Below are 21,521 nucleotides of genomic sequence, written 5' to 3' on the forward strand. Positions count from 1 at the left end.
CGCAGCTCGTGCACCCCGGCGGTGCCTTCGTCGACTCCTCAGCCGCCGCCTATGAGATCGCCATGACGATCGGCGGCAACCTGTTCACCTCCGTGTTCGTGGCCGGCCTGTGCATCGGCCAGTTCACCTCCGGCATCGCCACCCAGGCCAGCGCCTCCCGCCTCATGTACGTGATGGGCCGCGACGGCGTGCTGCCGAAGAAGGTGTTCGGCCGCCTGAGCAAGCGCTTCGGCACCCCGGTCCCGTGCATCCTCATCATCGCGGCCGTCGGCCTCATCGCGCTGTCCCTTGACGTGGCCACCTCCACCTCCTTCGTGAACTTCGGAGCCTTCACCTCCTTCACGCTCGTCAACGTCTCGCTTATCGTGGCGTATGCCAAGTCCCGCCGCAACGGCGGATCGGACGAGCTCGGCACCGACGGGCGCTCCGTGGCGCGCAACGTGGTGTTCCCGCTTCTCGGTGCGTTCTTCTGCTTCTACCTGCTCATGCACCTCGACGTGAACGCCATCGTCCTCGGCCTGTCGTGGCTCGCCATCGGCATCGTGATCCTCGGCTTCCTCACCAAGGGCTTCCGCACCAATCCGCCGGAGTACGCCGCCGACGCCGCGTGACGCGCCGCCGCACGTCGCTTCTCAAACACAAACGAAACCCAATCCAATCCACAACTCCAACACATAACAGCCCCACAGGAGGCAACGCCATGAAGATGCTCACCACCGGACCGAACTACATCCACGAATTCCCCACCGTCAGGGAATTCGCCGAGGAATTCGCCCTCGGCCCCGACGATCTCGTCGTCACCATCGACTTCGTGAAGTCGAAGTTCCTCGAGCCCGTGCTCAACGGCGCGAACGTGCTGACCGTCGACAAATACGGCAGCCAGGAGCCGACCGACGAGATGATCGACGCCATCATCCAGGACGCCGGAAAGTTCGACTACAAACGCATCATCGCCATCGGCGGCGGCGCGGTGATGGATATGTCGAAGGTCGTGGCCGTGGCGGGCGGCGATTCGATCGACGACGTGATCGACAACCTGCCCTCTTACAAGCGCACCGTCGGCCTCGTGCTCGTGCCGACCACCTGCGGCACCGGCAGCGAGGTGACCGAGATCGCCGCCATCAACCGCACGCGCCTGGGCAGCAAGGCAGGCATCGCCAGCCCCGAGATGTTCGCGGACGACGCCGTGCTCATCCCCGAGCTGCTCTACGGCCTGCCCGACCACGTGTTCGCCACGAGCTCCATGGACGCGCTCGTGCACTCCGTGGAATCCACGCTGTCGCCGAACGCCACACCGTACACCAAGCTGTTCGGCTACGAGGCCATGAAGATGATTATCAGCGGCTACAAGCAGATTGCCGAGGCAGGCCACGCGGGGTCCGAGGAGCGCCGTGCCAAGCGCAACGAGCTCATGAGCGACTTCCTCATCGCCTCCGACTACGCGGGCCTGAGCTTCGAAACCGGCGGCTGCGCGGCCGTTCATGCGCTGAGCTACCAGCTGGGCGGCAAGTACCATGTGCCGCATGGCGAGTCGAACTACGCCATGTTCACCGGCGTGCTGCGCAACTACATGGAGATCAAGTCGGACGGCGAAATCGCCAAGGTGAACCAGTTCATCGCCGACATCCTCGGCTGCGACGTGAGCGTGGTGTATGACGAGCTGGAGAAGCTCATCAACCAGCTGCTGCCGAAGAAGGCGCTGCACGAGTACGGCGTGACGCGCGAGGACCTGCCCGAGTTCACGGAGCGCGTCATGACCACGCAGCACCGCCTCATGAAGAACAACTTCGTGCCGCTCGACTACGACCGCGTGCTCAAGATCTTCACCGAGCTGTACTGAGTGAGCCGGGCGTGCGGTGGCGGCGCGGGCTGCTGCGGTGGCGGCGCGGTGCTGCGGGTGCCACGATTGCGGCCACGATTGCGGCGCGACCGCAGGTGTGATGTGACGAGGGTGCGTCCCCGATGGGGGCGCACCCTCGTGTTATGTACAGACGCTCTGTATCAATCAGCCGCCGGCCGGTTATTGGCCGGTCACTCGCTGGCGCTCGGCTCGGCGGAAGGCTCCGTCGTCGCGGATGCGCTGGCGCTCGGCTCGGCCGTCGGCTTCGCGGCGCTCGCCTCCTGCACCTTCTTCTGCACCACCGCCGCCTGGTTCTGAAGCTGCGTGGCGTGGTCCGTCAACGACGATGTGTCGGCGCTGCCATCGTCGAGCAGCTTTTGGCTTTCCGCCACCTGCTGCTGGAGTTTGGCCACATCCGCGTCATTCGCGCCGAGAGCCGACGTGGCGGTGGCAAGCTGCGCGTTCGCCGCCGCGATCTGCGACTTCAGCGACGCCTGTGCCGCCGCCAATGCCGCGGCCTCCTGCTGCTGTTGTTGCTGCTGTGCCTGCTGCTGGGCTGCGGCATCGGCGGAATCCTTCGCGGACTTGGAATCCGTCACCTTTTGTGCGGCGGACGTAACCGTATCGGCGTTCGCCTGGAGCGTGTCGGAGGCGGTGTTGTTGAGATCCGTGACCTGCTTGAGCTGATCATCGCTCATCGAGGCGTCGCACTGCGTGAGGCCGGGCACCGTGGCGGCGAGCGCCTGCTTGAGGTTGTCGACGGTCGAGGCGTCCTGCACCTGGTCGGCGGTGACGGAGGAGGCCGATGCCGCGCTTGACACCACGCTGTTCCACCGGTCGCGCGAGTTGTTGTAGGCGGTCATGGAGTTCTGGCAGTCGGTGAAGGCGCTGCCGGAGTTCGACGATGACGATTCGCCCGACGATGCACCGTCCGAACGCATGCGGCTCAGGCCGTAGCCGACGCCCACGCCGATCAGCGCGATTGCCGCGACGATGGCAATGACCTTGCCGGCGGAGTGCTTCTTGGAGCCGTTGCCCTCACCGTCGTCGCCATCGTTAGCGGAGGCGTCCACGGAGCCGAAGGAGCCGTCGGAGGCATTGGAGGCGGCGTTGGCAGCGGCGGAGATGGCGTCATCGTCATCGTCGGAATCGGCGTAGCCAGCGGGCAGCACCGAGCCATATGCCTCCGTCGGGTAACTGGTGGCGAGGGAAGCGTCCGCGGCGCCGCCGGCGTACTGCGGTGTCTGCGACGATGTGACGCGTTGCGACTGCGCCGACCGTGGCGTGCGTGCGACAGAGACCTGGGGCATCGCGGCGGTTGGCGGCATCGCGGAGGCAGCCGCGGCGACGTAAGCGGGGTTCACGCGACTGCCGCCCGGTGCGCCGTATGCCGCGCCGTTGACGGACAACGGGTCGAGGATCTGCGTCTCGGCCTCGGACGGCGGCACGGAGCCCGCACCCGGAATCTGCGACGACGGAACGCGGGATGCTGGAACACGGGAGGCGGAGGCCTGCGACGACGGAAGCACCGACGGGCGGTCGGCGAAAGCCATGGTTTCCGTGGCGTAGCGCCGCGCCGACTCGAGGTCGAACGCGTCGGCGCTGGTGTATTCGGTGCCGTCGTCGGATCTCTCCGGCAGCGGCGCGATGCGCTCGGTATACGCCACCGTCGGCTGCCCCTGCGGCAACGGCCGCGTCGGAGGCACGGTGCGCGATTGCATGGGCTGTGTCGGCAGGGCCTGCGTCGGCTGGGAGGGTACGGCCCACGATTGATCCGCCGGCGCATGCCGCGGTGCTGCGGCAGGGGCATCATAGGCAGGGGCATCATAGGCGGAGACATCATAGGCGGAGGCATCATGGGCGGGAGCGTCGAAGTGCGCATCATAGGGGGCGGAGCCTTGCGAGGCGGGAGAGGCGTAGGGCTGCGCAACCGCGGCATTCTGTTCAGCCAGCGGATCGAAACGCATCGTCTCCTCCGGCGATGGCGCAGCATGGCGCGGGCGCGCGCTACCAGACCCGCCGGCCGCCTCCGTTCCGGCGCCGTTCGTGTATGGATCCGCGTTGTCGTTCTGTGACATCGCATCCTCCCTCTTCTTTGCCGGTGTGGTTTCTCTATACAGCCATGATACCCACGCCTGGCGGGCGTGGGGTCGGGCTCTGGGGCGGCGCACGAAGGCAGGGCTCGAGGGCACAGCGCACATGCGGGGCGGCGCATGTGTAATATATGCAAGGATGGGGCCGTAGCTCAGTCGGTTAGAGCAGCGTCCTTATAAGACGTTGGTCCTGGGTTCAAGTCCCAGCGGCCCTACGATTCACGAAGCCCCGCGGCCGCACCGGTCGCGGGGTCTTTTCATTGCGGTTGCTTGGGTTTCGGGGTATTGGCGAGATGCCGGCGAGGCGCTGATCGAAGGCGCCGGAAAGCCCTCCGGAAGTGTTCGAGAAATTATCTGCCGGTTTGTGGGGTCCCGAGAACGAAAGCCATGACGCAGTTTCAACGATTTCGAGGCATCTCTACCCGACACACCCCCGAAAACGACCCCACAAACCTCGAAATGCACTCAGCCCGGACGTATCGAACACCCGGAGAGGACCGTCTGGCGCCATTGCGCCGGCCATGCGGCCACACGCCATCGGGCCATCCCGGGAATCGCACCCGGACACAGGGACATGGGCTTCCCCGCGCGCACTACACGACAGCCAAACACCCCGCCTGCATAGACGGGGCACGGTGCTTCAGGACTCCCGGTGGCCGTCGGCGACGATCTCCGCGGCACGGTCGCCCAGGTGGAAGCGGAGGCGCTTCATCAGCACGTCCGCATACTCGCGGATCGCATACTCCTGATCGGACATGAGCTCCTCCTCGCCGGACTCCTCCAACTCGCGGAAATGCAAAGCCCTGTAGTCCGCAAGCCGCGTCTTCCTGCCCACGAGCTCCCTGTACTCGCCGACCATGCGCATCAGATACCCGGGAATGTCATCAGACATGACCCCAACCTTCTTCCTTTCAGACGTCTTTCCTTCCTCCGGCTCGTACACGCGGTCGGGGGCCGCATCGTAATGCCTGACGCGCACGCCGCCGGACGCGTCTCTCGTGACCTCGTACAGGCGGTCGTCCGCCGGGTCGTCCGTGATGGCGAAGCACGACCACGCGCCCAGAAGGTACGTGTACGACTTCACCAGCACGGCGACCCCATCGCCATACTCCACTCCCAGCGCGGAGCGCGCATACCAGCGCACGGCCCCGTCCACAACATCGACAACACCCATCGGCGCCCTCCTTCGGATATGCGAAAGCCCGCGCCAGACGGCACGGGCAAGGATTAGTTGAAAATGCGATATGATGTTCTTAGAGCGGATTCCTACCTGGGTTAACTCACTGGTGTCTGGGCCGCTCTCTTTTTATCTTCTAAACCTTGTCACCGAGCCGTCCGTCATACTCCGCTCCCAGCGCGGAGCGCGCATACCAGCGCACGGCCCCCCGTCCACAACATCGACAACACCCATCGGTGTCCTCCTTCGGATATGCGAAAGCCCCGCCACACGACGGGGCCAAATAACAGAAAAGCCGCCAGAAGGCGGCTCTAAGAAACTCAAAAACAGGGCGTGTCACTCCCCTGTTGCTTGACCTTTCGGCGGCGGAGACAGACGTGTGGAGGCCATCTTAGGGTCCCCTGTGATGAACACCCGCATCTGCTCCGTCATGGTCGGCCATTTCGTGCCAATCTGCGACATCAGCGGATCGCTGAGGGAGAACGGTTCCATGCTGGCAAAAGCATGTCCCTCCTTGTTCCGTGCCGGTTCGCCGGTCGCCCGCCACACCACCACAGGTCTGGTCATGTCATCGTTCCATGCCCAAGCGAACTCGGAATCGTCGCCAAAATTCATGGACTCGTACTCATCCAACATGGCGGGCGTGCAGTGCTTCATGAACTCGTCACGCTCCGGAATCGGAGGAAGCTTCTTCTTACCCACCGACTGCCCTCCTGTCTATCTTCTCCCTCACAACGGCCACGCTCAGCGGGGAAGCGTTGTCCACATTGTAGAGCACGTCGACAAACGCCTCCGCGACAAGCTCGTGGCCGTTCGTCGCCGCATAGCCACTTATCAATGGCCTGATGTCTTCAAAATCATCGATACCGTTCCCAGCAAGCAGTCGAAGCGTTTCGCTCCCGAACCCGCAATAGCTGTCCGACATCCATTCGGCTAAAACGTCACGTGCCGCCGCATCACTGTTAGCGTCGCGCAGCGCCTTCCACTCCATGGCATGGGCCGTCTCATGCGCGCACAGGCCCCTGCATGTGGTCCCGTGCACGTGGAAGCCCTGCGCCACGTCGGACGACGGGGCACGGAAAAGAAAAGCCGCCCGAAGGCGGCTGGAATACATAAGAGGAATATGAGACGGCTAGGCGGTCCGGCCGGCGTCGCCATTGGGGCGGATCATGGCCGCGTACTTCTCCGGCAAGGGGACTCGCTTGCTCTGCTCGAGCACGTCGAAGAACTCAGGGTTGCCGACGTCGAAGTACTTCCACTCGCCGTCGGACTTGTGGACGATGACGGCGGCACCGAACTCGTTGGGAACCTGGTCGGTGGTCCACCCCTTGGACTCGACATTGAAATGCCAGCCACCGGGGTATTCGAAGGCCGCCGAGAACACAGCTCCAGGGAACACCGAGGCGGCGATGTCGCACGCCTGCTCATATGTAATCATTTATGTCGCCTCCTCGCACAGCCTGCGGATAATGGGGATGTCCAGATCCTTGCCGTCTATCATCATGAAGGAAGGACTTGGGCTCAGGCCTTGCCGATTCTCTCGAGAATGCCTTCCAGCTGCTCGATGACATAATGATCGTATCCAAGCGCCCTGTCATATCGGCGTGCCTGTTCCATGGCCGGCGACGGATCGATATCATGCATCTCCATGTAAGACGAGGCCATTTCCAATGCCGCCCCCTCGTCTTCGTCCACGAGGCCGCGGCAGACATCAACAGTGTATCGAGCGTCATCGAAATCGCTTTGCTCGATGATATCGCACAAGGCCAGTGTCAGCTTGTGCGCCATCTCGTCCGTCTCCTTTATGGTGTACATGCCGTGCCATCTCCCTTCGACGGCTGGGAAGAACGACGTGATATGCCGCTCACCGACCTTCCCTGACCACGATACCCGGACGAGGAGCGAAACGCCATCGACGCCAATAGTTGTGTCCTTGCACAATTCCTTGGGATTCTCAATGCTGGCCGTCACTTCCGGCAGCTGCACTGCCTGGGCGCACGCCCTGAGTATGGTCCGCTCGCCCCAATCCGCTGGAAACTCCTTCCAATCGATCGCCGTGTCCGGGTCGCCGTGCGGCGGACTGGTCTCGTGGCCGGCCATGGAATCGCACCATGGCGCGCGGAGTGGTGTATGGAGAAGGATCCCGCGTGTAGGGCACTGGCCCCGGCCAAAAACACAAAACCCCAGCAGAATCCGCCGGGATCGGTAAAAGAAAAGCCGCCCGAAGACGGCCAGTCGTGGTGGCTGCTGGATTCGAACCAGCGCGGCATCATGCACCCGGTTTACAGCCGGGCCCCTTCGACCACTCAGGCAAACCACCAAAAAACGTGATATACTTGTCGAACAAGGTCCGAGGTCCTCTGTGGTATTGAAATAAAATACGGAAAACGGAGGGGTGCTTCGGACCTTATTCATTTGAGCCCTATCTCATGCAGCCCGTCGGCGTCCATGACGAATAGACGCCGGATCCTCGTCTTCTGGTCAGGATGCCGCACGTTGTAGGCCACCAACTGGCTGGCCAGCTTGTCGGACATGCGCGCATGACCGATGTCAATCACGTAGCAGTCTTTGCAGTCTTTCACTACGCCGTGGTTGTCCATCGCGCTGGCGGCGGACTCGCTGATTCGCTTCGCAATATGCTGGTATTTCGTGCTCGTCATGGACTTGAGTTCGCACAGTTCACCAGCCTCCAGCCATTCGAAATCGTTCGTCGCGGTCGCGTCGACCTTGTCCTTGGGTATCCACCGGACGTGGTTGCCCAATGCCTCGAACCGTTCGAGGAACACGGTCTCGTGCGAGTAAAGCACCTCGAGCGACGGGTCGACACCGGCGGCCTTCTGCCGTTCCAACCACTCCACGTCGGACACGCCAGACACGCCACGCATCGACAGGATCCGCGACTCGCCCGGCGAATGCGGCACCTTCGGCTCGTCCGGCTCCGGAGCTGCCGCCGCCGTGCCCTTGGGTGGCTTTGGCGGCTTCCCGCCGCTTCCACCGCCCGGCACGGCCGGGGAGTCCGCGACGCCGCCGTTCGCGCGCATGCGCGAGAGCACGTCACGGTACGACGCGCCGGCTGGAAGCCCCGCCTTCGCCTGCAGGTAGATCGCGTCCAGCCTGCCCGGATCATACCCAGTGAGCTTTGCCTCGCCCCATGTGGGCACCGGCTCGCAATCGCAATGCGCGTGATACACATTGCCCAGGCCGCCGCCCGCCTCCTCGGATGTGTAGACGAATCCGCGGCCGGCGAGCATCGTGCAGAACGCGCACGTCACGCGGCCGCGCGGCACGCGCGCCCACCTGGGGCGCCGCGTCGGGTCCGCGGCGATGTCCGCCATCTGCCGGCGCTGCGCCGCATGCACCGCCATCTGCCGCAGCCATTATTTTCCGGACTTCCCCCGGACATACAAAAGCCCCGCCGCAAACGACGGGGCCGGGAAAACAGGAAACCGTCCAAGAGGGTTCATGCTCTCCCCGTCTCTCCCCGGCACTCCCCGCCTGACCGCCTCCGCTTACTCCCGCGTATCGATGGTAAGGGTGACGGGGCCATCATTGAGAAGCCGGACGCGCATATGCGCGCCGAAGCGCCCCTCCTTCACCTCGAGCCCCTGCGCGCGCAGCGCATCGTTGAACGCATTCCACACACGCCGGGCATGCTCCGGCTCGCCCGCGGCCACGAAACTGGGGCGGTTGCCGTGGCGCACGGAGCCATAGAGCGTGAACTGCGAGATCGACAGGATGCTGCCGCCGTGCTGCGCAATCGAATCGTTCATGCGCCCGTCGGCGTCCTCGAAAACGCGCAGGTTCGCTATTTTACGCGCAAGCCAGTCGACGTCGTCCCGCCCGTCGTCGTCGCATACGCCGACGAGTAGCACATAGCCCGCGCCGATGCTTTGTTTTTCGAATGTGGGGTCGGCCTCGCCGGTGGCAGGGTCCACCACGTCGACGCTGGCTTCGTTGACACGCTGCAATACGATTCTCATGCCGTCACTCTATCGCGTCCGCCGCCCCGCATCCGCCGCGCCCGACGCACCCGTCCCGGTCGCCGCCGCACGTGCACGCGCCGCACGGAACGACACCACGATCGTCGCCAGCATGCACGCGCCGAGCACCAGCAGAATCGCGAAGTCCACACGGCTGCCCGTCACCGTCGCATCGACGGTCGAGGCACCCAGCATCCGGGCGGAGATCACGGCCGACATCACGGCGGTTCCGAAGGAGCCTGCGAACTGCTGCATCATGGAGAACAACGAGTTCTGGTCGGATTTGAGTCGCGGCGGCACTTGCGCACTCGCATCCGACATCGTCACGCCGAAGCCGATGTTGAAACCCAGACGCAGCATCGTATACAGCACGCCCACGAGCGCCACGGTCAGCGACGGCACGAGCCCGAGGAACAACGCGAGCGCCACAATCACCAACGAGATGCTGACCAGCAGCGGCCTGCGCGCGCCGCGGCGGTCGTACATGCGGCCGGCGATCGGCGAGGCGACGGCTCCGAGCAGGGCGCCCGGCAGCAGCATGAGCCCGGCCTGCATGGCGGTGGCCCCGAACACGTTCTGCACGAACAACGGCAACACGAACGACAGACCGATGTTGGTGAACTGCAGTCCGAAATACCCGAACAGACGCAAGCGAATCATGCGGATGCGCAGGATCGAGTAGTCGAACACGCGCCGGGACCCGTGCGCCGCATGCCAGGCGAGCGCCGCGCACACAAGCACGCAGACGGCCAGGTCGATCCAGAATGTCGGCGCGCCCCATCCGCCGCGGCCGGCGGCACTGAACGCGAGCAGCACCATCGTGAACAGCGCGGCGAGAAGCGCGACGCCGATGATGTCGAAACGCCGATCCCCCACGCCGGGTGCCTCGCCGCGCACGCTGATGGCGCCGAGCACAGCCACGACCACGAGCACCGGCAGCACACCCACGAAGATGGCGCGCCACGACCACACGCTTGTCATGATTCCGCCGTACGTGGGCCCGAGGGCGGGTGCGAGCGAAATGATGATGCTGGCGAAGCCCACGTAGGAGCCAATCCGGCGCAACGGCACGCGCATGAAGATGAGCTGGTACATCAACGGAGTGGCGATGCCTGTGGCGCATGCCTGCACCATGCGGCCGACGAGCAGCAGCGGGAAGCTCGGCGCGACGAGGCACAGTCCCACGCCGATGGCGCTGGCGGCGAGCGCGAAGAGGAACAGCGCGCGCGGGGCGAAGCGCTTAAGCACCCAGGCCGTGGTGCTCATGACGATGGTGACGAGCAGCAGGTAGCCCGTGGTGAGCCACTGCACGGTGGCGAGCGACACACCGAGTTCCCCGATCAGCGTGGGGAAGGTGACGTTCATCGAGGTTTCGGTAAGGATGCCGACGAACGTGAGCAATCCGATGGATACGATGGCGCATTTCGTGCGCCACGGCACATGCGCGGGCGCGGACGATGACGCGGGCGCGGATGAGGTTGCATAGTGGGATGCGGAGGGTTCCGTGGATGGCATATGTCCGGTGTCTCTTTCACTGGGAGGGTACGATTCCCGCTTGCCCGGGGCGACGGCCTGGCCTTGGTCCGGCTCGGTCCGGCGGCGTTCGGCCCCGGATCCGGACGGGGACGGCCGTGTGTTCCCGGCGGCGGCGCGGTCGGCCGGCCGATCCCACGGATACCGGTTCCGCGGATACCGATTCCGCGGATGCACCCGTCCAGCGCAGCGACTTCGACGGGACCCGACTCTAGTCGGACGGTCTGGACCGTGCCATTCCGCGCCGTCCCTTACGCCCGACGTGCGAGTCCGCGGTCGACGAGCCAGTCGCGCAGCACCACGGCGTTGTTGTGGTCGGGGTCCTTGGCCGCATAGACCAGCGTGACGCGTTCGTTGCCCGCCATCGCGTCGGCGAGTTCGCGCACTCCGTCGGGATTCGCGTCGAGCTCGGCGCGGTAGCGCTCGGCGAATTCCGGGAAACGCTCCGGGATATGCGCGAACCATGTGCGCAGCTCCTTGGACGGCGCGACGTCCTTCGCCCATGCCCCGATGCGCGCCGTGGCCTTGGACTTGCCGCGCGGCCACATGCGGTCGACGAGGATGCGCGCGCCGTCGGCATCCGCCGGCTCCTCATAGGCGCGCTTGATGGCCACGAAAGGTGCGTCACCGGGCGCTTCGGCACGTGCTCCAACAGGTGTGTCGACGAGTGCTTCGGCGGAATCCACGGCAGACGATTCGGAATCCTTGCACATATCGATCCTTAGGTTCTCGATTCTCAGTTCTCGATGTCCCGCGCACCGGCGTTGAGTGGCGACGGCGTGACGCAGGGATTTCCCATGATGATATAACGGCGCAGGCGGTCGGCAGCCTTGCGGATGCCGATGCGCGGCGTGCGGGCGACGCTCTCCCCCGCCTCGAGACCGCACGGCACGATGCGCAGCGGCGGCTGGGACATATCGTGCCCGTACAGATCCATGCCGATGCCAAGCGCCTGGCATAGCTTCGCCGGGCCGTTGGTGAGGTTGCGCCTCTGCGCGGCGGTGAGCGTGCCGTCGGACGCCGGGTAGCGGTGGTGCGCCAGAACATCGCGCCCTTCGATGGGCTGCGCCGCGCGGATCAGCGCACCGCAGCCGAAGCCGTCCGGCCCGGCGGTGACGTTGATGCAATGGTGCATTCCGTAGATGGAATACACGTACGCGTGGTTCGCGGGGCCGAACATGGCGCGGTTACGCTCCGTTCGGCCGCGGTATGTGTGGCTCGCCGGGTCGAGCTGGTCATAGGCCTCGGTTTCCACGATGCGCACGACGGCGCGCGTCCCGTCCGGGAAATCGCGCACGATGAGGCTGCCGAGCAGCCCGATCGCCGCCCGTTCGGCGTATTGCTCGCGCGGATCTGCGGACGAACGCGATTCGGGCAGCGACGCGGCGCCATCGTATGCCATCATGACCTACCGCGACCCGTAACGCCGGCCGCCGCGCTGCGAGAAGTGACCCGACGATGCGGAGCGCCTGTTGCCGCCTTTTCCGCCGTTCCCGCCGTTCCCGCCACGGTAGCCGCCCGCGTGGCGGTCGTCGCGGCGGCCCTGGCGGCGCTCCTGGTATTCGAAGGGGTTCTCCGTGCGCTTGACACGGCCCCGCTTGCCGGCGGAGCGGTCGTTCGCGCGGCCATTCGTGCGGTTGGCGGAACGCTTGGAATCGAAACGATTGCCGGACCGCCCATTGTCGCGCTCGGTCGCGATGAACGGACCATCATCGCTCCACCTGTCCTCGCGGTAGCGCGGGTCGCGCTCGCGGCCGTGGTGCGCATTGCCGCGCCCGCCGCCACGACGGCGCGCCGAGGCGGAATCGGCGAAGCGCGCATCCTTGTGATGGCGCTTGCCCTGTGGCCGGCCCTCATCGGACGCCTCGGGCTCCTCGCCGCGGGCGATCGCCTCACGGCGGGCGGCGCGGGAACGACGGCGTGCGGCCGCCTTCTGCCTGTGCTCGAGCTCCTTGCGCTCCTCCTGCTCTTTCTCACGCGCCCCGGCGAGAGTCCAGTTCTCCACGGTCGGCGCGGGCTCGCCCACGAGCTCCTCGATGGCAGGGCTTCCGGGCACCACCTCCTGCGGCTCGACCTCGATGCCGGCACGGCGCATCAGCGACTTCGCATACCGCACCTGCTCGGGCAGCACAAGCGTCACCACGTCGCCGGACTCACCCGCGCGGGCAGTGCGGCCGGAGCGATGTTGGAACGACTTGGAATCCTGCGGCGGCTCGGTCTGCACCACGAGCTTGACGCCGCTCACGTCGATGCCGCGCGCCGCCACATCGGTGGCCACAAGCACGCGCACGAGGCCGTCGGTGAAGGCGGAGAGGTTGCGGTCGCGCTGGTTCTGCGACAGGTTGCCCTGCAGATCCACGGCGGGGATGCCCTGCTGCACAAGTTTCTTGGCCATTTTCTGCGCCTGGAACTTGGTGCGTGTGAAGAAGATGCTCTTGCCTTTGCCACTGGCCAGCGCGCGGATGACCTCGTACTTGTTGCCGCGCGACACGCTGAACAGGTGATGCGTCATCGTGTCGACGGGCTCGTCGGAATCGGCCACCGCGTGCACCTTCGCATCGTGGAGGAACTCCTCCACCACCTTGTCCACGCCGTGGTCAAGCGTCGCAGAGAACAGCATGCGCTGCCCATTCGGATCGGTCTGGCCCAGCAGGCGCGTGACGGCGGGCAGGAAGCCCATGTCGGCCATCTCGTCGGCCTCGTCGAGCACGGAGACCTCGACGGCAGCAAGAGACAGCAGCTTCTGGCCCAGAAGGTCCTCAAGGCGGCCGGGGCACGCCACGATGATATCGGCGCCGGCCTTGAGACGAGCCACCTGCCTCTTCTGGTTCACGCCGCCGTAAATCGTGACGGTGGACATGCCGTAGGCGCGGGCGAGCGGCTTGATGACGTCGTCGATCTGGTTGACGAGCTCGCGCGTCGGGGCAAGGACCATGCCGCGCGGATGCGGGAGTCGCTCGGCGCCGGGTTCGTGTTCGCGTTCGCGCAGACGCTTGAACTCGCGCATGGCCGAGGCCCCGGTGCCGCCTTCGCCGAGGCGTGCGACGAGCGGAATGGTGAAGGCGAGGGTTTTGCCGGAGCCGGTGCGACCGCGGCCGAGCACGTCGCGTCCGTTCAGGGAATCGGGCAGGGTGTCGGCCTGAATGGGGAACGCCACAATCTTGCCGTCGTCCGCAAGGACGTTCACGAGGCGGCCGGGCACGCCGAGCTGCTCGAAGGTGAGGTCGGCGCGGTCGGCGTCGTGCGAGATCTCGTCCGCCGAGAACTCCGCGGCCTGCGGCTCCTCGGGCATGATGTCGTAATTGGGTGCGTGCGAGCCGCGGCCCGCGGAACGATGGGACGAACCGTTGAAACGGCGGTCGTTGCCGCCGTGAGAGCGATGTGCGCCCTGTCCTGAGGCGCGACGGGATGATGCTGATTTTTTCGATGAATGGAATGCAGACACTGCTATCTTTCGTGACAAAAGGGGTCCATGAGACGGACCATAGGTCTCTTAGGTTAACACAGACCCCCGGAATTCACTTCGGCATGCCTCCCTTCCGGTTTTTCTCCTCGACCCACATCACGGCAAGCTGCGTGCGATTCATGCACCCGGCTCTGTCCAGCAGACGGGTGACGCGGTTACGCACGGTCCCTTCGGAAAGGCACAGACGCTCGGCGATCATGTGGTTGTCCCATCCTTCCGCAATCAGCTCGATGAGCTCTCGGTCGCGTTCCGAGAAACCGGCGTGCAGGGATTCCGATCCATAGGCCCCGTTCGCCCCGTCCGCGCCGCCACTTTCGCCGCCGGCGCCGGTTCCGCCTCCGATCGACGACGTGCCGCATGAAGCGTCGGAAGCGGAGCTTCCACCCATCCTCCCCTGCGGACCGTGCCCCGCAGGACCGTTGACGATTTTCCCCAGCACCTCGGCCCCCAGCACGACCTGCCCCGCCATCACGGCCTTCACCGCCGGAGCGACGGAAGCGACGTCCTGTTTGATGAGGTATCCGCGAGCGCCGAGGGCAATCGCCTGGTCGATGTATCCGCGGTCGGCGAAGGTTGTGAGGAACAGGATGCGGGCGTCGGGGGTCTCGGCCATGATTTTCCGTCCGGCCTCGAGGCCGTCCATCCCCGGCATCTGGACATCCAGGAGGAGTACATCGGGGCGTCGGCGGCCGTACAGGGCGAGGGCGTCCGCGCCGTTGCGCGCGGACCAGAGGACCACCGCCGTATGCGTGGCTTCCAAAATCGTGCCCAGCGAACTGCACACGATGGAGTCGTCGTCGGCGATCGCCACGCTGATGGGACGGCTCCCGGCGCCTTGGTCAGACATCGATCCTCCTTGCTCTGCAATTCGCCATCGGGCGGGCGGCGGCCACGCCCCGCGCCGGAGCCGGGCAGAAGAAACTCGTCTTCGGAATGGCGACGAACACACGCCAGCCCGTTTTCACCGGCCCTGCGGTCATCGTCCCTCCCAGAGATTGGGCGCGCGCCGAGATGTCGTGCAATCCCATCCCCCGGGTGACGTCGCGGCGATAGGCGCGGATGACATGGCGCGTCGAGCCTTCGACGGCGGACGTCTTCGACGGGTCGGCCGATTCCTCCGGTCGGTCGGCGACCACGCGCCCATCGTCCTGCACAACGAGCTGCCAGAGCGCGGGAAGTTCCCTGACGGCGATGGTGACGTGGCGGGCTCCGCCGTGGCGCACAGCGTTGTTCAGCGATTCGCGTATCGCGATGGCGAAGCACCGCGCGACCGGGGCGGGCGCGGATGCCACGGAGTCGTTCAAAGTGACCGACAGGGCCTGTGAGGGAAGGGAGTGGGCCGCCGACTCCATCAGCTGGGCGAAATCCGTCCCCTCATCCTCCAGATCATGGACGGAGCGGCGAATCGTCGTCATCGCTTCGTCCAAGGTGTCGGCGATGCCACGGGCACGTTGCGCCGCGTCGCCGTCGCCAAGCGACTCCTCCACGGCCACCGCAGCCTGCGTCTGCATGATGGCGCGTGTCAGCAGGTGCCCCACGTTGTCATGGATGTCCCTGGCGATGCGCGTCCGCTCATGCAACTGCGCCGTGCGCACCGCTTCGTCACGGGCCTCGTCCGCCTCCGCCAGACGGGCCATCGAGGTACGGCGCAGCATCCTGTGCTCGTCCTCGCGCCGACGCAGGGATTTCTCGAGTTCCGTCACCGCCTGCAGCTGCCAGCCGATGCACAGGGACGCGACGACGCCCATCGTCCCAATCATCGAATACGGGATGCCGGCCGGAATCGTCCTGACCAACGCCACGCCGCCAGCGGCCATGCACAGGATGGCATCCCGATGGATCCGGAGATAGCCAAGGGCTCCTTGAAGCGATGGGGATTCCCATCGCGCCTCGTCGCGATCCATGTCGCGTGAAAACCGTCTGCGGCAATCTTGCAGTCCTGCATCCACGGCCACGACGGGAAGGAACGCCAGTGCACATGGTTCCATGCCCGCTGGAAGAAGCACCGTGGCCACAGCGCATGCCGCGACGACGCACGTCCCCGTCTGCGGGTGCGTCGCCCATTCGCATATCGCCGTGGCGCATACCGCCGTCAGCCCAGAGACAAGCGAGACCGTGAACATACCGTCCGCGGGCGGCGCCATGAGCCACGCCCCGATCGCGCAACACAGCAGGACCGCCGCCTCTGCGAGGACACGGCGCGAATCGGACCGAGAGAAGAACGGCCGCGAGCCCGTCATGGCACCACGGCATGAGATGCTGGGTCGGCTCATCCTTCGTCCTTTCTCTTTCTGGGATGGCTGCGGGACTGGAAATCGAGGATTGTAGATGCGCGCGGAAACGCCTATCACGCCGCAATGCCATCATACTTCCGCACCCATGGCGGATGAAGGTGACGAAAGTCATCGTTTCCCAAGGAATGGGGAAACAGTGACATTTGTCATCCGTGTCGAACGTGCCATCGATGGCACGATGGAACCATGGAAACCACAGATACATCCCGCAGCACCGCACATGCCAAGGCTCCCGCCAGAGGTGCCGCGTCGGACCGCTCCGACCTGGCGGTGTCGGTCCATGGACTGGTGAAGCGTTACGACGACATGCTCGCCCTCGACGCCCTCGACCTCGAGGTGCACACCGGTGAGATTTTCGGGCTTCTCGGCCCCAACGGATCCGGCAAAACGACGGCGATCAACTGCATCCTGGGCCTTCTCACCTATGATTCAGGCGAAATCCGCGTCCTTGGCGAGCCCATGACAGACTCGTCGCGCGACTTGCGCCGACGCATCGGCGTGGTCCCCCAAGAAGTGGCGGTGTTCAAGGAACTGACGGTGTATGAGAACATCGACTACTTTTGTTCCCTGTATGTGCCGGACCGCGAGCGCCGCGCACACCTCGTGGAGGAGGCCATCGAATTCGTCGGGCTGGGGAACTACCGCAAATTCCGCCCGAAGAAACTATCCGGCGGCCTTCTGCGCAGACTCAACATCGCCTGCGGCATCGCACACAAGCCGGAGCTCATCTTCTTCGACGAACCCACGGTGGCCGTCGACCCGCAGAGTCGCAACGCCATCCTCGAAGGCATACAGCGACTCAACCGCGAAGGCGCGACCATCGTGTACACGAGCCATTACATGGAGGAGGTCCAGCAGATCTGCGACCGCATCCTCATCATGGATCATGGTCGTCATCTCGCCCTCGGCACCGTGGAAGAACTGACAGGCATGGTTGCGACCGGCGAGCGCATCACGATCACCGCACCTGACCGAACCGATGCCGTTCTTCATAAAATCGCCGCACTCCCATTCGTGGAGAACGTCCAGGACAAAGGCGATGAGTTGGAAATCCGCTGCTCCCGCGGAGACCACAATCTCATGGACATTCTTGATGTCCTGCAAACGGAAGGCATCCACCCGGGCCATGTCACATCCCAGCCGCCCACGCTGAACGACGTGTTCCTCGCCCTCACCGGCACGGCGCTCCGGGATTCCGGAAGCACCGACGAAGAATAGGAGGCCGCCGTGTGGACCACATTCGTCACCGAACTGAAAGCGACGCTCCGTAACCCCTCCACACTCTTCTGGATCATCGCTTTCCCTCTGATTCTGTCATCAATCATGCAGGCGGTGTTCGGTTCAGTTGCACGCAGCACGGTGCTGGAAACGGCACCGGTCGCTGTCGTCACTGACGATGCGTGGCGCGACTCCTACGGCGCCGAGAGTTTCGTCAAGGCGCTGTCGGGCGCATCCGACGACGTCAATGGCAGCACCATCGCTCCAAGCGCCGCCGGCGCAACATCAGGTGTCGCACATACCCATGCAGCCGCACCAACCGGGCAATCGTCGAAATCTTTGCCCCTGCTAATCTCCCGCACCGATGTCAGCGACACTACCGCCGCGCAGTCACTCCTGCGCACTGGCGACGTGCTCGCCTACCTGAGCGTCGACACCGATGGTCGCCTGACGATGACCCTGTCGCAAAAAGCCGCCGCTGACATCGCACAGGCGCGGATCTCGGGTAGCGACGGACAGGCGTGGTCGCTAACCACGTTGGCAACGCTCATCGGCCAATACAACGAACGTTCCGCCATCATCATGGAGGCGATTTCCTCCGCCGCGCAAACCGACCCGACGAAGCTCAATGACCCCGCGTGGTTCACCGCACTTCTCTCCGATGGGAACGCCGAGAGCATGGCGGCTCCCTACCCCGGTGTCCGCACATCCACGCCCATGGCCCGCTACCACATCGCCATCCTCGCAATGGCCCTCATGATGGCCATGTCCCTGACATGCGACTCTATCACGCGCCTCCAGGCGAACCTGTCGCCGCTCGGCGCACGCATCAGCTCGTCGCCGCTGTCCCACGGTGCGAAAATCGCCTCCATACTGTTGTCATCATGGCTGATGACCAGCATCTGCGGTCTCGTGGACCTGCTGTTCATCCGCTTCGTGATCGGCGTGAGTTTCGCGGGGCGAGGGATCCTCGCCGCGGCGGCGGTCATCATCGCCGCTGGCACATCAAGCTGCTTGGGGCTGGCGCTGGGCGCCATACCGCGCGTGACGCTGAATGCCAAAATCGGCATCAGCATCATCGTGACGCTCGCGCTGTCGGCGTTCACCGGATTGTACGGAAACATGTCGTTCGCCGATTCCGTGAACCGTGCCGCACCCGCCCTCCAGTATCTCAACCCCGTCAAGCAGGTCACCAACCTGTTCTACGCCATTGTCTACTACGACAACCTTGCACCGTTCCTGCGCACCGCCATCATCCTCCTGGCCATGGGCGTGCTCGGGCTCGCCATCGCCGGAATCGAACTGAGGAGGGCCAGCTATGAAAACCTGTAAAACAGCGTGGCGCATCTTGCGCGCGAATCTTCCGCTCCTGCTCGGATGCCTGCTGGGCCTGTGCCTCATCGCAGGAATGCTCGCCATGAACGTCTCGCAATCGTACGAGGATACATCCGTCACCGAATACATGCCGCCGCGTGCCTCCGTCGCCATCATCGACCGCGACAGCGTCTCGGGCCATTCCGCGGGCACCGCGATACGCTCCTACCTGGAGCAGTCCGCCACAATCGTGAAGGTCGAAGACACAACCGACGACATTCAGGACGCACTCACCAGCGGATACGCTGACCTCGTGGTCATCGTGCCACAGGGGTATGCCGACGATTTCCTCGCGGCCTCGCGCAATGGCGCGGCTCAGGCCGGCGCAACGCAGAACAGCGCCATGCCTGCCATCCAGTTCGCCTCGAACGACGATGTCTCGGCGCCGTCCGCCGCAACCACGCTTCTGGAGACGCAGATCAGCGGATTCGTCGGATCGGCGCGCACCGCACTGGCCTCCGGCGTGTGCGACACGACGGACGATGCCTTCGCCACTGTGCTCGACGCTTCGCACGACAACGCGACGCCCGCCATCACCGTGCAAAGCGCGGACGGCAACGGCACTGCCTCTGATGCCAACGACGACAATGCATCGCGCTCATCATCCGCCACGAGCGCCAGCTCCCTCGTCTTCCTCGGAGCGACGACCTCCATGATCTATTCCCTGATTCTGACAATCGCCTTCGGCGTCACCTTCGTCATCACCGCGTTCCAGACGCCGGCCACGATGCGCCGTCTGCGCGCCAGCGCCGCGCCAGCGCATCGCATCGCGCTCGGAGTGCTGGCCGTGTGCTGCGGCATCGGAATCGTGGCGTGGCTGTGCTGCCTCCTTATCGCCCTCGCTTTCAGCGCCTCCGCGGACGGCGGCCTTGCGGCGATCAACCCTGCCTCGCTCGCCATGGCGGTGGTCAGCATGCTCACGTTCGCGCTGATGACGGTATGCTTCGGATTCCTCCTCGGACAGTTCGGCATATCGGCCCCCGCCGCCAACGGCATCATCAACACCGTCGGTCTGGCGTCGGCATTCCTGTCGGGCGCATGGCTTCCCCAATGGCTCATGCCTGCGGGCGTGACGGCAGTGGCGAAGCTGCTGCCCGGCTGGTGGTACGTCGCCGCAATCTACGATTCCTTCGGCGGGCAGGGCGTTATGGACGATGCGCCGCGCGTCTCCTCGTGGGCATCGTCCACGGCACTGTTGCTGCTCTATTCCGCGGTTTTCATCTGCGTCGGCCTCGCGGTGAACCGTCTGCGTGTCAAACGGACGTGACGCGTCGCGGCTCCGAGTAGCGGGTCGCATCGACCGCACAGCATGCGAAGTCTGCCGTGCGACGGTCCGCCGCGGTACGATGGCGCCATGACATCCCCCGATTCCGGCGCCCTACAACCCGCCGTCGCATCGCCCAACCCCTCATCGCCCAACCCCTCATCGCCCGACGCCCTGCGCCTTCTGCCCGTGCGCACCGCAACCGCAGGCGACCTCGACGCGCTCGATGCCGTGGAACAGGCCTGCTTCCCGCCGGCCGAAGCGGCCAGCCGCGACACCCTCGCCGCACGGATCGCCGTTTACCCCGACTGTTTCTGGCTGCTCGAAGGCATCGAACCCGAAGGCGCCGAATCAACAAGCATCGAACCAACTCCCAGCGGCGATGCCGACCGGGCGCATCACGGAAACACCCCGACGCTTCTCAGCTTCGTCAACGGCATGGCCACCGACGAACCGCATCTGCGCGACGAGATGTACGACGACCCGTCGCTGCACTCCCCCGACGGCGCGTGGCAGATGATCTTCGGCGTGGACACGCACCCTGCCTTCCGCCGCCACGGCTACGCGGGCATGGTGCTGCGCCATGTCATCGACGACGCGCGGAGCCACGGCCGGCGCGGGCTCGTGCTCACCTGCAAAGACAGACTCGTGCACTACTATGCTTCCTTCGGCTTCCAGGACGAAGGACTGTCGGACTCCACGCACGGCGGCGTGACGTGGCATGAGATGCGCCTCGTTCTGTAGCGCAGCGCCGAAAGACCCGAAAGAACACCCATGGCAGACACCACGATTTTCGCGCCATCCCGGCAAGCGAACGCGCCGCACGACGGCAAACTCGTCGTAGCGTTCATCTGCACGCATAACTCCTGCCGCAGCCAGATTGCCGAAGCCCTCGCCACCGACTACGCGCGGCGCGGCGTGCCGGGCTTCGACCGCTTCACCTTCGTCTCGGCCGGCACCGAACTCAAAAACGCCATCAACCCCGATGCGCAGCGCCTTCTACTCGAGCGCCGCGGCATCGACATGGCCGCCCGCGGCCAGCGCCCCAAGCTCATCGCCGACATTCCGCGCCCGGATATCGCGATCTCCATGGGCTGCGGCGTACGGTGCCCCTTCATTGGACGGCCTTTCGACGCCAATTGGGAGCTCGACGATCCCACGGGCGGCACGGATGAGGACTTTCTTCGCTGCATCGAACGCATCGATTCTCTGGTACAGCACATTCCCGAACTGTATGGGGGACCCTCCGCTCAGTAAGCTACAAGCTAATCCACAAGAACTA

The 21,521-nt window shown here is 65.0% G+C and carries 21 protein-coding genes and 2 tRNA genes; 8 read left to right on the top strand and 15 right to left on the bottom strand.

Annotated elements, in window-relative coordinates; all coding sequences use genetic code 11:
* Both PSRA_RS08650 and PSRA_RS08655 read left to right on the top strand, forming a co-directional pair.
* Window positions 1-611 (top strand): APC family permease (locus PSRA_RS08650; RefSeq protein ID WP_143516456.1); only part of this gene is annotated, 611 nt, incomplete at its 5' end.
* An 89-nt stretch (window positions 612-700) separates the two neighbouring features.
* On the top strand, window positions 701-1,840 hold the full coding sequence (locus tag PSRA_RS08655) for a 4-hydroxybutyrate dehydrogenase (RefSeq protein WP_094661496.1): 1,140 nt from the start codon (window positions 701-703) through the stop codon (window positions 1,838-1,840).
* A gap of 191 nt (window positions 1,841-2,031) precedes the next feature.
* On the opposite strand, the gene PSRA_RS08660 is transcribed toward PSRA_RS08655, so the two are convergent.
* A complete protein-coding gene (locus tag PSRA_RS08660; RefSeq protein ID WP_094661497.1) occupies window positions 2,032-3,918 on the bottom strand; it encodes a hypothetical protein in 1,887 nt (628 codons plus the stop codon).
* 156 nt (window positions 3,919-4,074) lie between these two features.
* Here PSRA_RS08660 and PSRA_RS08665 point away from each other — a divergent pair.
* Window positions 4,075-4,148: transfer RNA gene (locus tag PSRA_RS08665), tRNA-Ile, on the top strand.
* Between the two features lie 425 nt (window positions 4,149-4,573).
* Here PSRA_RS08665 and PSRA_RS08670 read toward each other — a convergent pair.
* The 14 genes from PSRA_RS08670 to PSRA_RS08735 all read right to left on the bottom strand — a co-directional run bounded on the left by PSRA_RS08670 (window position 4,574) and on the right by PSRA_RS08735 (window position 15,891).
* Window positions 4,574-5,107 carry a crAss001_48 related protein gene (locus PSRA_RS08670; RefSeq protein WP_094661498.1) on the bottom strand — a complete coding sequence of 178 codons (534 nt, stop codon included), beginning with the start codon at window positions 5,105-5,107 and terminating at the stop codon, window positions 4,574-4,576.
* Between the two features lie 339 nt (window positions 5,108-5,446).
* A complete protein-coding gene (locus tag PSRA_RS08675; RefSeq protein ID WP_094661499.1) occupies window positions 5,447-5,812 on the bottom strand; it encodes a hypothetical protein in 366 nt (121 codons plus the stop codon).
* Entirely contained in the window at window positions 5,805-6,101 is a 297-nt protein-coding gene (locus PSRA_RS08680; protein WP_143516458.1) for a hypothetical protein, read from the bottom strand. Before PSRA_RS08680 ends, PSRA_RS08675 begins: the two co-directional genes overlap by 8 nt.
* A 141-nt stretch (window positions 6,102-6,242) precedes the next feature.
* Window positions 6,243-6,548, bottom strand: coding sequence for a hypothetical protein (locus tag PSRA_RS08685; protein ID WP_094661501.1), 306 nt, complete (start codon window positions 6,546-6,548; stop codon window positions 6,243-6,245).
* 83 nt (window positions 6,549-6,631) lie between these two features.
* Window positions 6,632-7,210, bottom strand: coding sequence for a hypothetical protein (locus tag PSRA_RS08690; protein WP_094661502.1), 579 nt, complete (start codon window positions 7,208-7,210; stop codon window positions 6,632-6,634).
* Window positions 7,211-7,348: 138 nt separating this feature from the next.
* Window positions 7,349-7,430, bottom strand: a tRNA-Tyr gene (locus PSRA_RS08695).
* Window positions 7,431-7,521: 91 nt separating this feature from the next.
* A complete protein-coding gene (locus PSRA_RS08700; RefSeq protein WP_094661503.1) occupies window positions 7,522-8,475 on the bottom strand; it encodes a VG15 protein in 954 nt (317 codons plus the stop codon).
* Between the two features lie 144 nt (window positions 8,476-8,619).
* Complete coding sequence (dtd, locus tag PSRA_RS08705) at window positions 8,620-9,090, bottom strand: D-aminoacyl-tRNA deacylase (protein ID WP_094661504.1); 471 nt, start codon at window positions 9,088-9,090, stop codon at window positions 8,620-8,622.
* A gap of 9 nt (window positions 9,091-9,099) precedes the next feature.
* Window positions 9,100-10,605 (bottom strand): MFS transporter, encoded by a 1,506-nt coding sequence (locus PSRA_RS08710; RefSeq protein WP_094661505.1) that lies wholly within the window; start codon window positions 10,603-10,605, stop codon window positions 9,100-9,102.
* 269 nt (window positions 10,606-10,874) lie between these two features.
* Window positions 10,875-11,237 carry a DUF488 domain-containing protein gene (locus PSRA_RS08715; RefSeq protein ID WP_245834966.1) on the bottom strand — a complete coding sequence of 121 codons (363 nt, stop codon included), beginning with the start codon at window positions 11,235-11,237 and terminating at the stop codon, window positions 10,875-10,877.
* Between the two features lie 122 nt (window positions 11,238-11,359).
* Complete coding sequence (locus tag PSRA_RS08720; RefSeq protein ID WP_245834965.1) at window positions 11,360-12,028, bottom strand: DNA-3-methyladenine glycosylase; 669 nt, start codon at window positions 12,026-12,028, stop codon at window positions 11,360-11,362.
* A 3-nt stretch (window positions 12,029-12,031) separates the two neighbouring features.
* Window positions 12,032-13,915 carry a DEAD/DEAH box helicase gene (locus PSRA_RS08725; RefSeq protein WP_094661507.1) on the bottom strand — a complete coding sequence of 628 codons (1,884 nt, stop codon included), beginning with the start codon at window positions 13,913-13,915 and terminating at the stop codon, window positions 12,032-12,034.
* A gap of 226 nt (window positions 13,916-14,141) precedes the next feature.
* Window positions 14,142-14,906: a response regulator transcription factor gene (locus PSRA_RS08730; protein ID WP_094661526.1), complete on the bottom strand. Its 765-nt coding sequence runs from the start codon at window positions 14,904-14,906 to the stop codon at window positions 14,142-14,144.
* Between the two features lie 22 nt (window positions 14,907-14,928).
* Window positions 14,929-15,891 (bottom strand): sensor histidine kinase, encoded by a 963-nt coding sequence (locus PSRA_RS08735; protein ID WP_158216384.1) that lies wholly within the window; start codon window positions 15,889-15,891, stop codon window positions 14,929-14,931.
* 678 nt (window positions 15,892-16,569) lie between these two features.
* Between PSRA_RS08735 and PSRA_RS08740 the strand changes: the two genes are divergently transcribed.
* From PSRA_RS08740 to PSRA_RS08760, 5 genes are all read left to right on the top strand, one after another.
* On the top strand, window positions 16,570-17,601 hold the full coding sequence (locus PSRA_RS08740; protein WP_094661509.1) for an ABC transporter ATP-binding protein: 1,032 nt from the start codon (window positions 16,570-16,572) through the stop codon (window positions 17,599-17,601).
* A gap of 9 nt (window positions 17,602-17,610) precedes the next feature.
* On the top strand, window positions 17,611-18,933 hold the full coding sequence (locus tag PSRA_RS08745; RefSeq protein WP_094661510.1) for an ABC transporter permease: 1,323 nt from the start codon (window positions 17,611-17,613) through the stop codon (window positions 18,931-18,933).
* A complete protein-coding gene (locus PSRA_RS08750) occupies window positions 18,920-20,242 on the top strand; it encodes an ABC transporter permease (protein ID WP_094661511.1) in 1,323 nt (440 codons plus the stop codon). The genes PSRA_RS08745 and PSRA_RS08750 overlap by 14 nt, the downstream gene beginning before the upstream one ends.
* Before the next feature lie 87 nt (window positions 20,243-20,329).
* Complete coding sequence (locus tag PSRA_RS08755) at window positions 20,330-20,983, top strand: GNAT family N-acetyltransferase (protein ID WP_211280519.1); 654 nt, start codon at window positions 20,330-20,332, stop codon at window positions 20,981-20,983.
* Window positions 20,984-21,013: 30 nt separating this feature from the next.
* Window positions 21,014-21,496: an arsenate-mycothiol transferase ArsC gene (locus tag PSRA_RS08760; protein ID WP_094661512.1), complete on the top strand. Its 483-nt coding sequence runs from the start codon at window positions 21,014-21,016 to the stop codon at window positions 21,494-21,496.
* The last annotated feature ends 25 nt before the right edge of the window (window positions 21,497-21,521 follow it).

Origin of the sequence: Pseudoscardovia radai, assembly GCF_002259605.1 — a bacterium.
Lineage (GTDB): Bacteria > Actinomycetota > Actinomycetes > Actinomycetales > Bifidobacteriaceae > Pseudoscardovia > Pseudoscardovia radai.

What these genes read in the sequence shown, in the direction of transcription:
- PSRA_RS08655 (WP_094661496.1), top strand. Translation starts at nt 701, where the DNA reads ATGAAGATGCTCACCACCGGACCGAACTACATCCACGAATTCCCCACC.
- PSRA_RS08660 (WP_094661497.1), bottom strand. Translation starts at nt 3,918, where the DNA reads ATGTCACAGAACGACAACGCGGATCCATACACGAACGGCGCCGGAACG.
- PSRA_RS08670 (WP_094661498.1), bottom strand. Translation starts at nt 5,107, where the DNA reads ATGGGTGTTGTCGATGTTGTGGACGGGGCCGTGCGCTGGTATGCGCGC.
- PSRA_RS08680 (WP_143516458.1), bottom strand. Translation starts at nt 6,101, where the DNA reads ATGGAGTGGAAGGCGCTGCGCGACGCTAACAGTGATGCGGCGGCACGT.
- PSRA_RS08685 (WP_094661501.1), bottom strand. Translation starts at nt 6,548, where the DNA reads ATGATTACATATGAGCAGGCGTGCGACATCGCCGCCTCGGTGTTCCCT.
- PSRA_RS08690 (WP_094661502.1), bottom strand. Translation starts at nt 7,210, where the DNA reads ATGGCCGGCCACGAGACCAGTCCGCCGCACGGCGACCCGGACACGGCG.
- PSRA_RS08700 (WP_094661503.1), bottom strand. Translation starts at nt 8,475, where the DNA reads ATGGCGGTGCATGCGGCGCAGCGCCGGCAGATGGCGGACATCGCCGCG.
- dtd (WP_094661504.1), bottom strand. Translation starts at nt 9,090, where the DNA reads ATGAGAATCGTATTGCAGCGTGTCAACGAAGCCAGCGTCGACGTGGTG.
- PSRA_RS08710 (WP_094661505.1), bottom strand. Translation starts at nt 10,605, where the DNA reads ATGCCATCCACGGAACCCTCCGCATCCCACTATGCAACCTCATCCGCG.
- PSRA_RS08720 (WP_245834965.1), bottom strand. Translation starts at nt 12,028, where the DNA reads ATGATGGCATACGATGGCGCCGCGTCGCTGCCCGAATCGCGTTCGTCC.
- PSRA_RS08725 (WP_094661507.1), bottom strand. Translation starts at nt 13,915, where the DNA reads ATGCCCGAGGAGCCGCAGGCCGCGGAGTTCTCGGCGGACGAGATCTCG.
- PSRA_RS08740 (WP_094661509.1), top strand. Translation starts at nt 16,570, where the DNA reads ATGGAAACCACAGATACATCCCGCAGCACCGCACATGCCAAGGCTCCC.
- PSRA_RS08750 (WP_094661511.1), top strand. Translation starts at nt 18,920, where the DNA reads ATGAAAACCTGTAAAACAGCGTGGCGCATCTTGCGCGCGAATCTTCCG.
- PSRA_RS08755 (WP_211280519.1), top strand. Translation starts at nt 20,330, where the DNA reads ATGACATCCCCCGATTCCGGCGCCCTACAACCCGCCGTCGCATCGCCC.
- PSRA_RS08760 (WP_094661512.1), top strand. Translation starts at nt 21,014, where the DNA reads ATGGCAGACACCACGATTTTCGCGCCATCCCGGCAAGCGAACGCGCCG.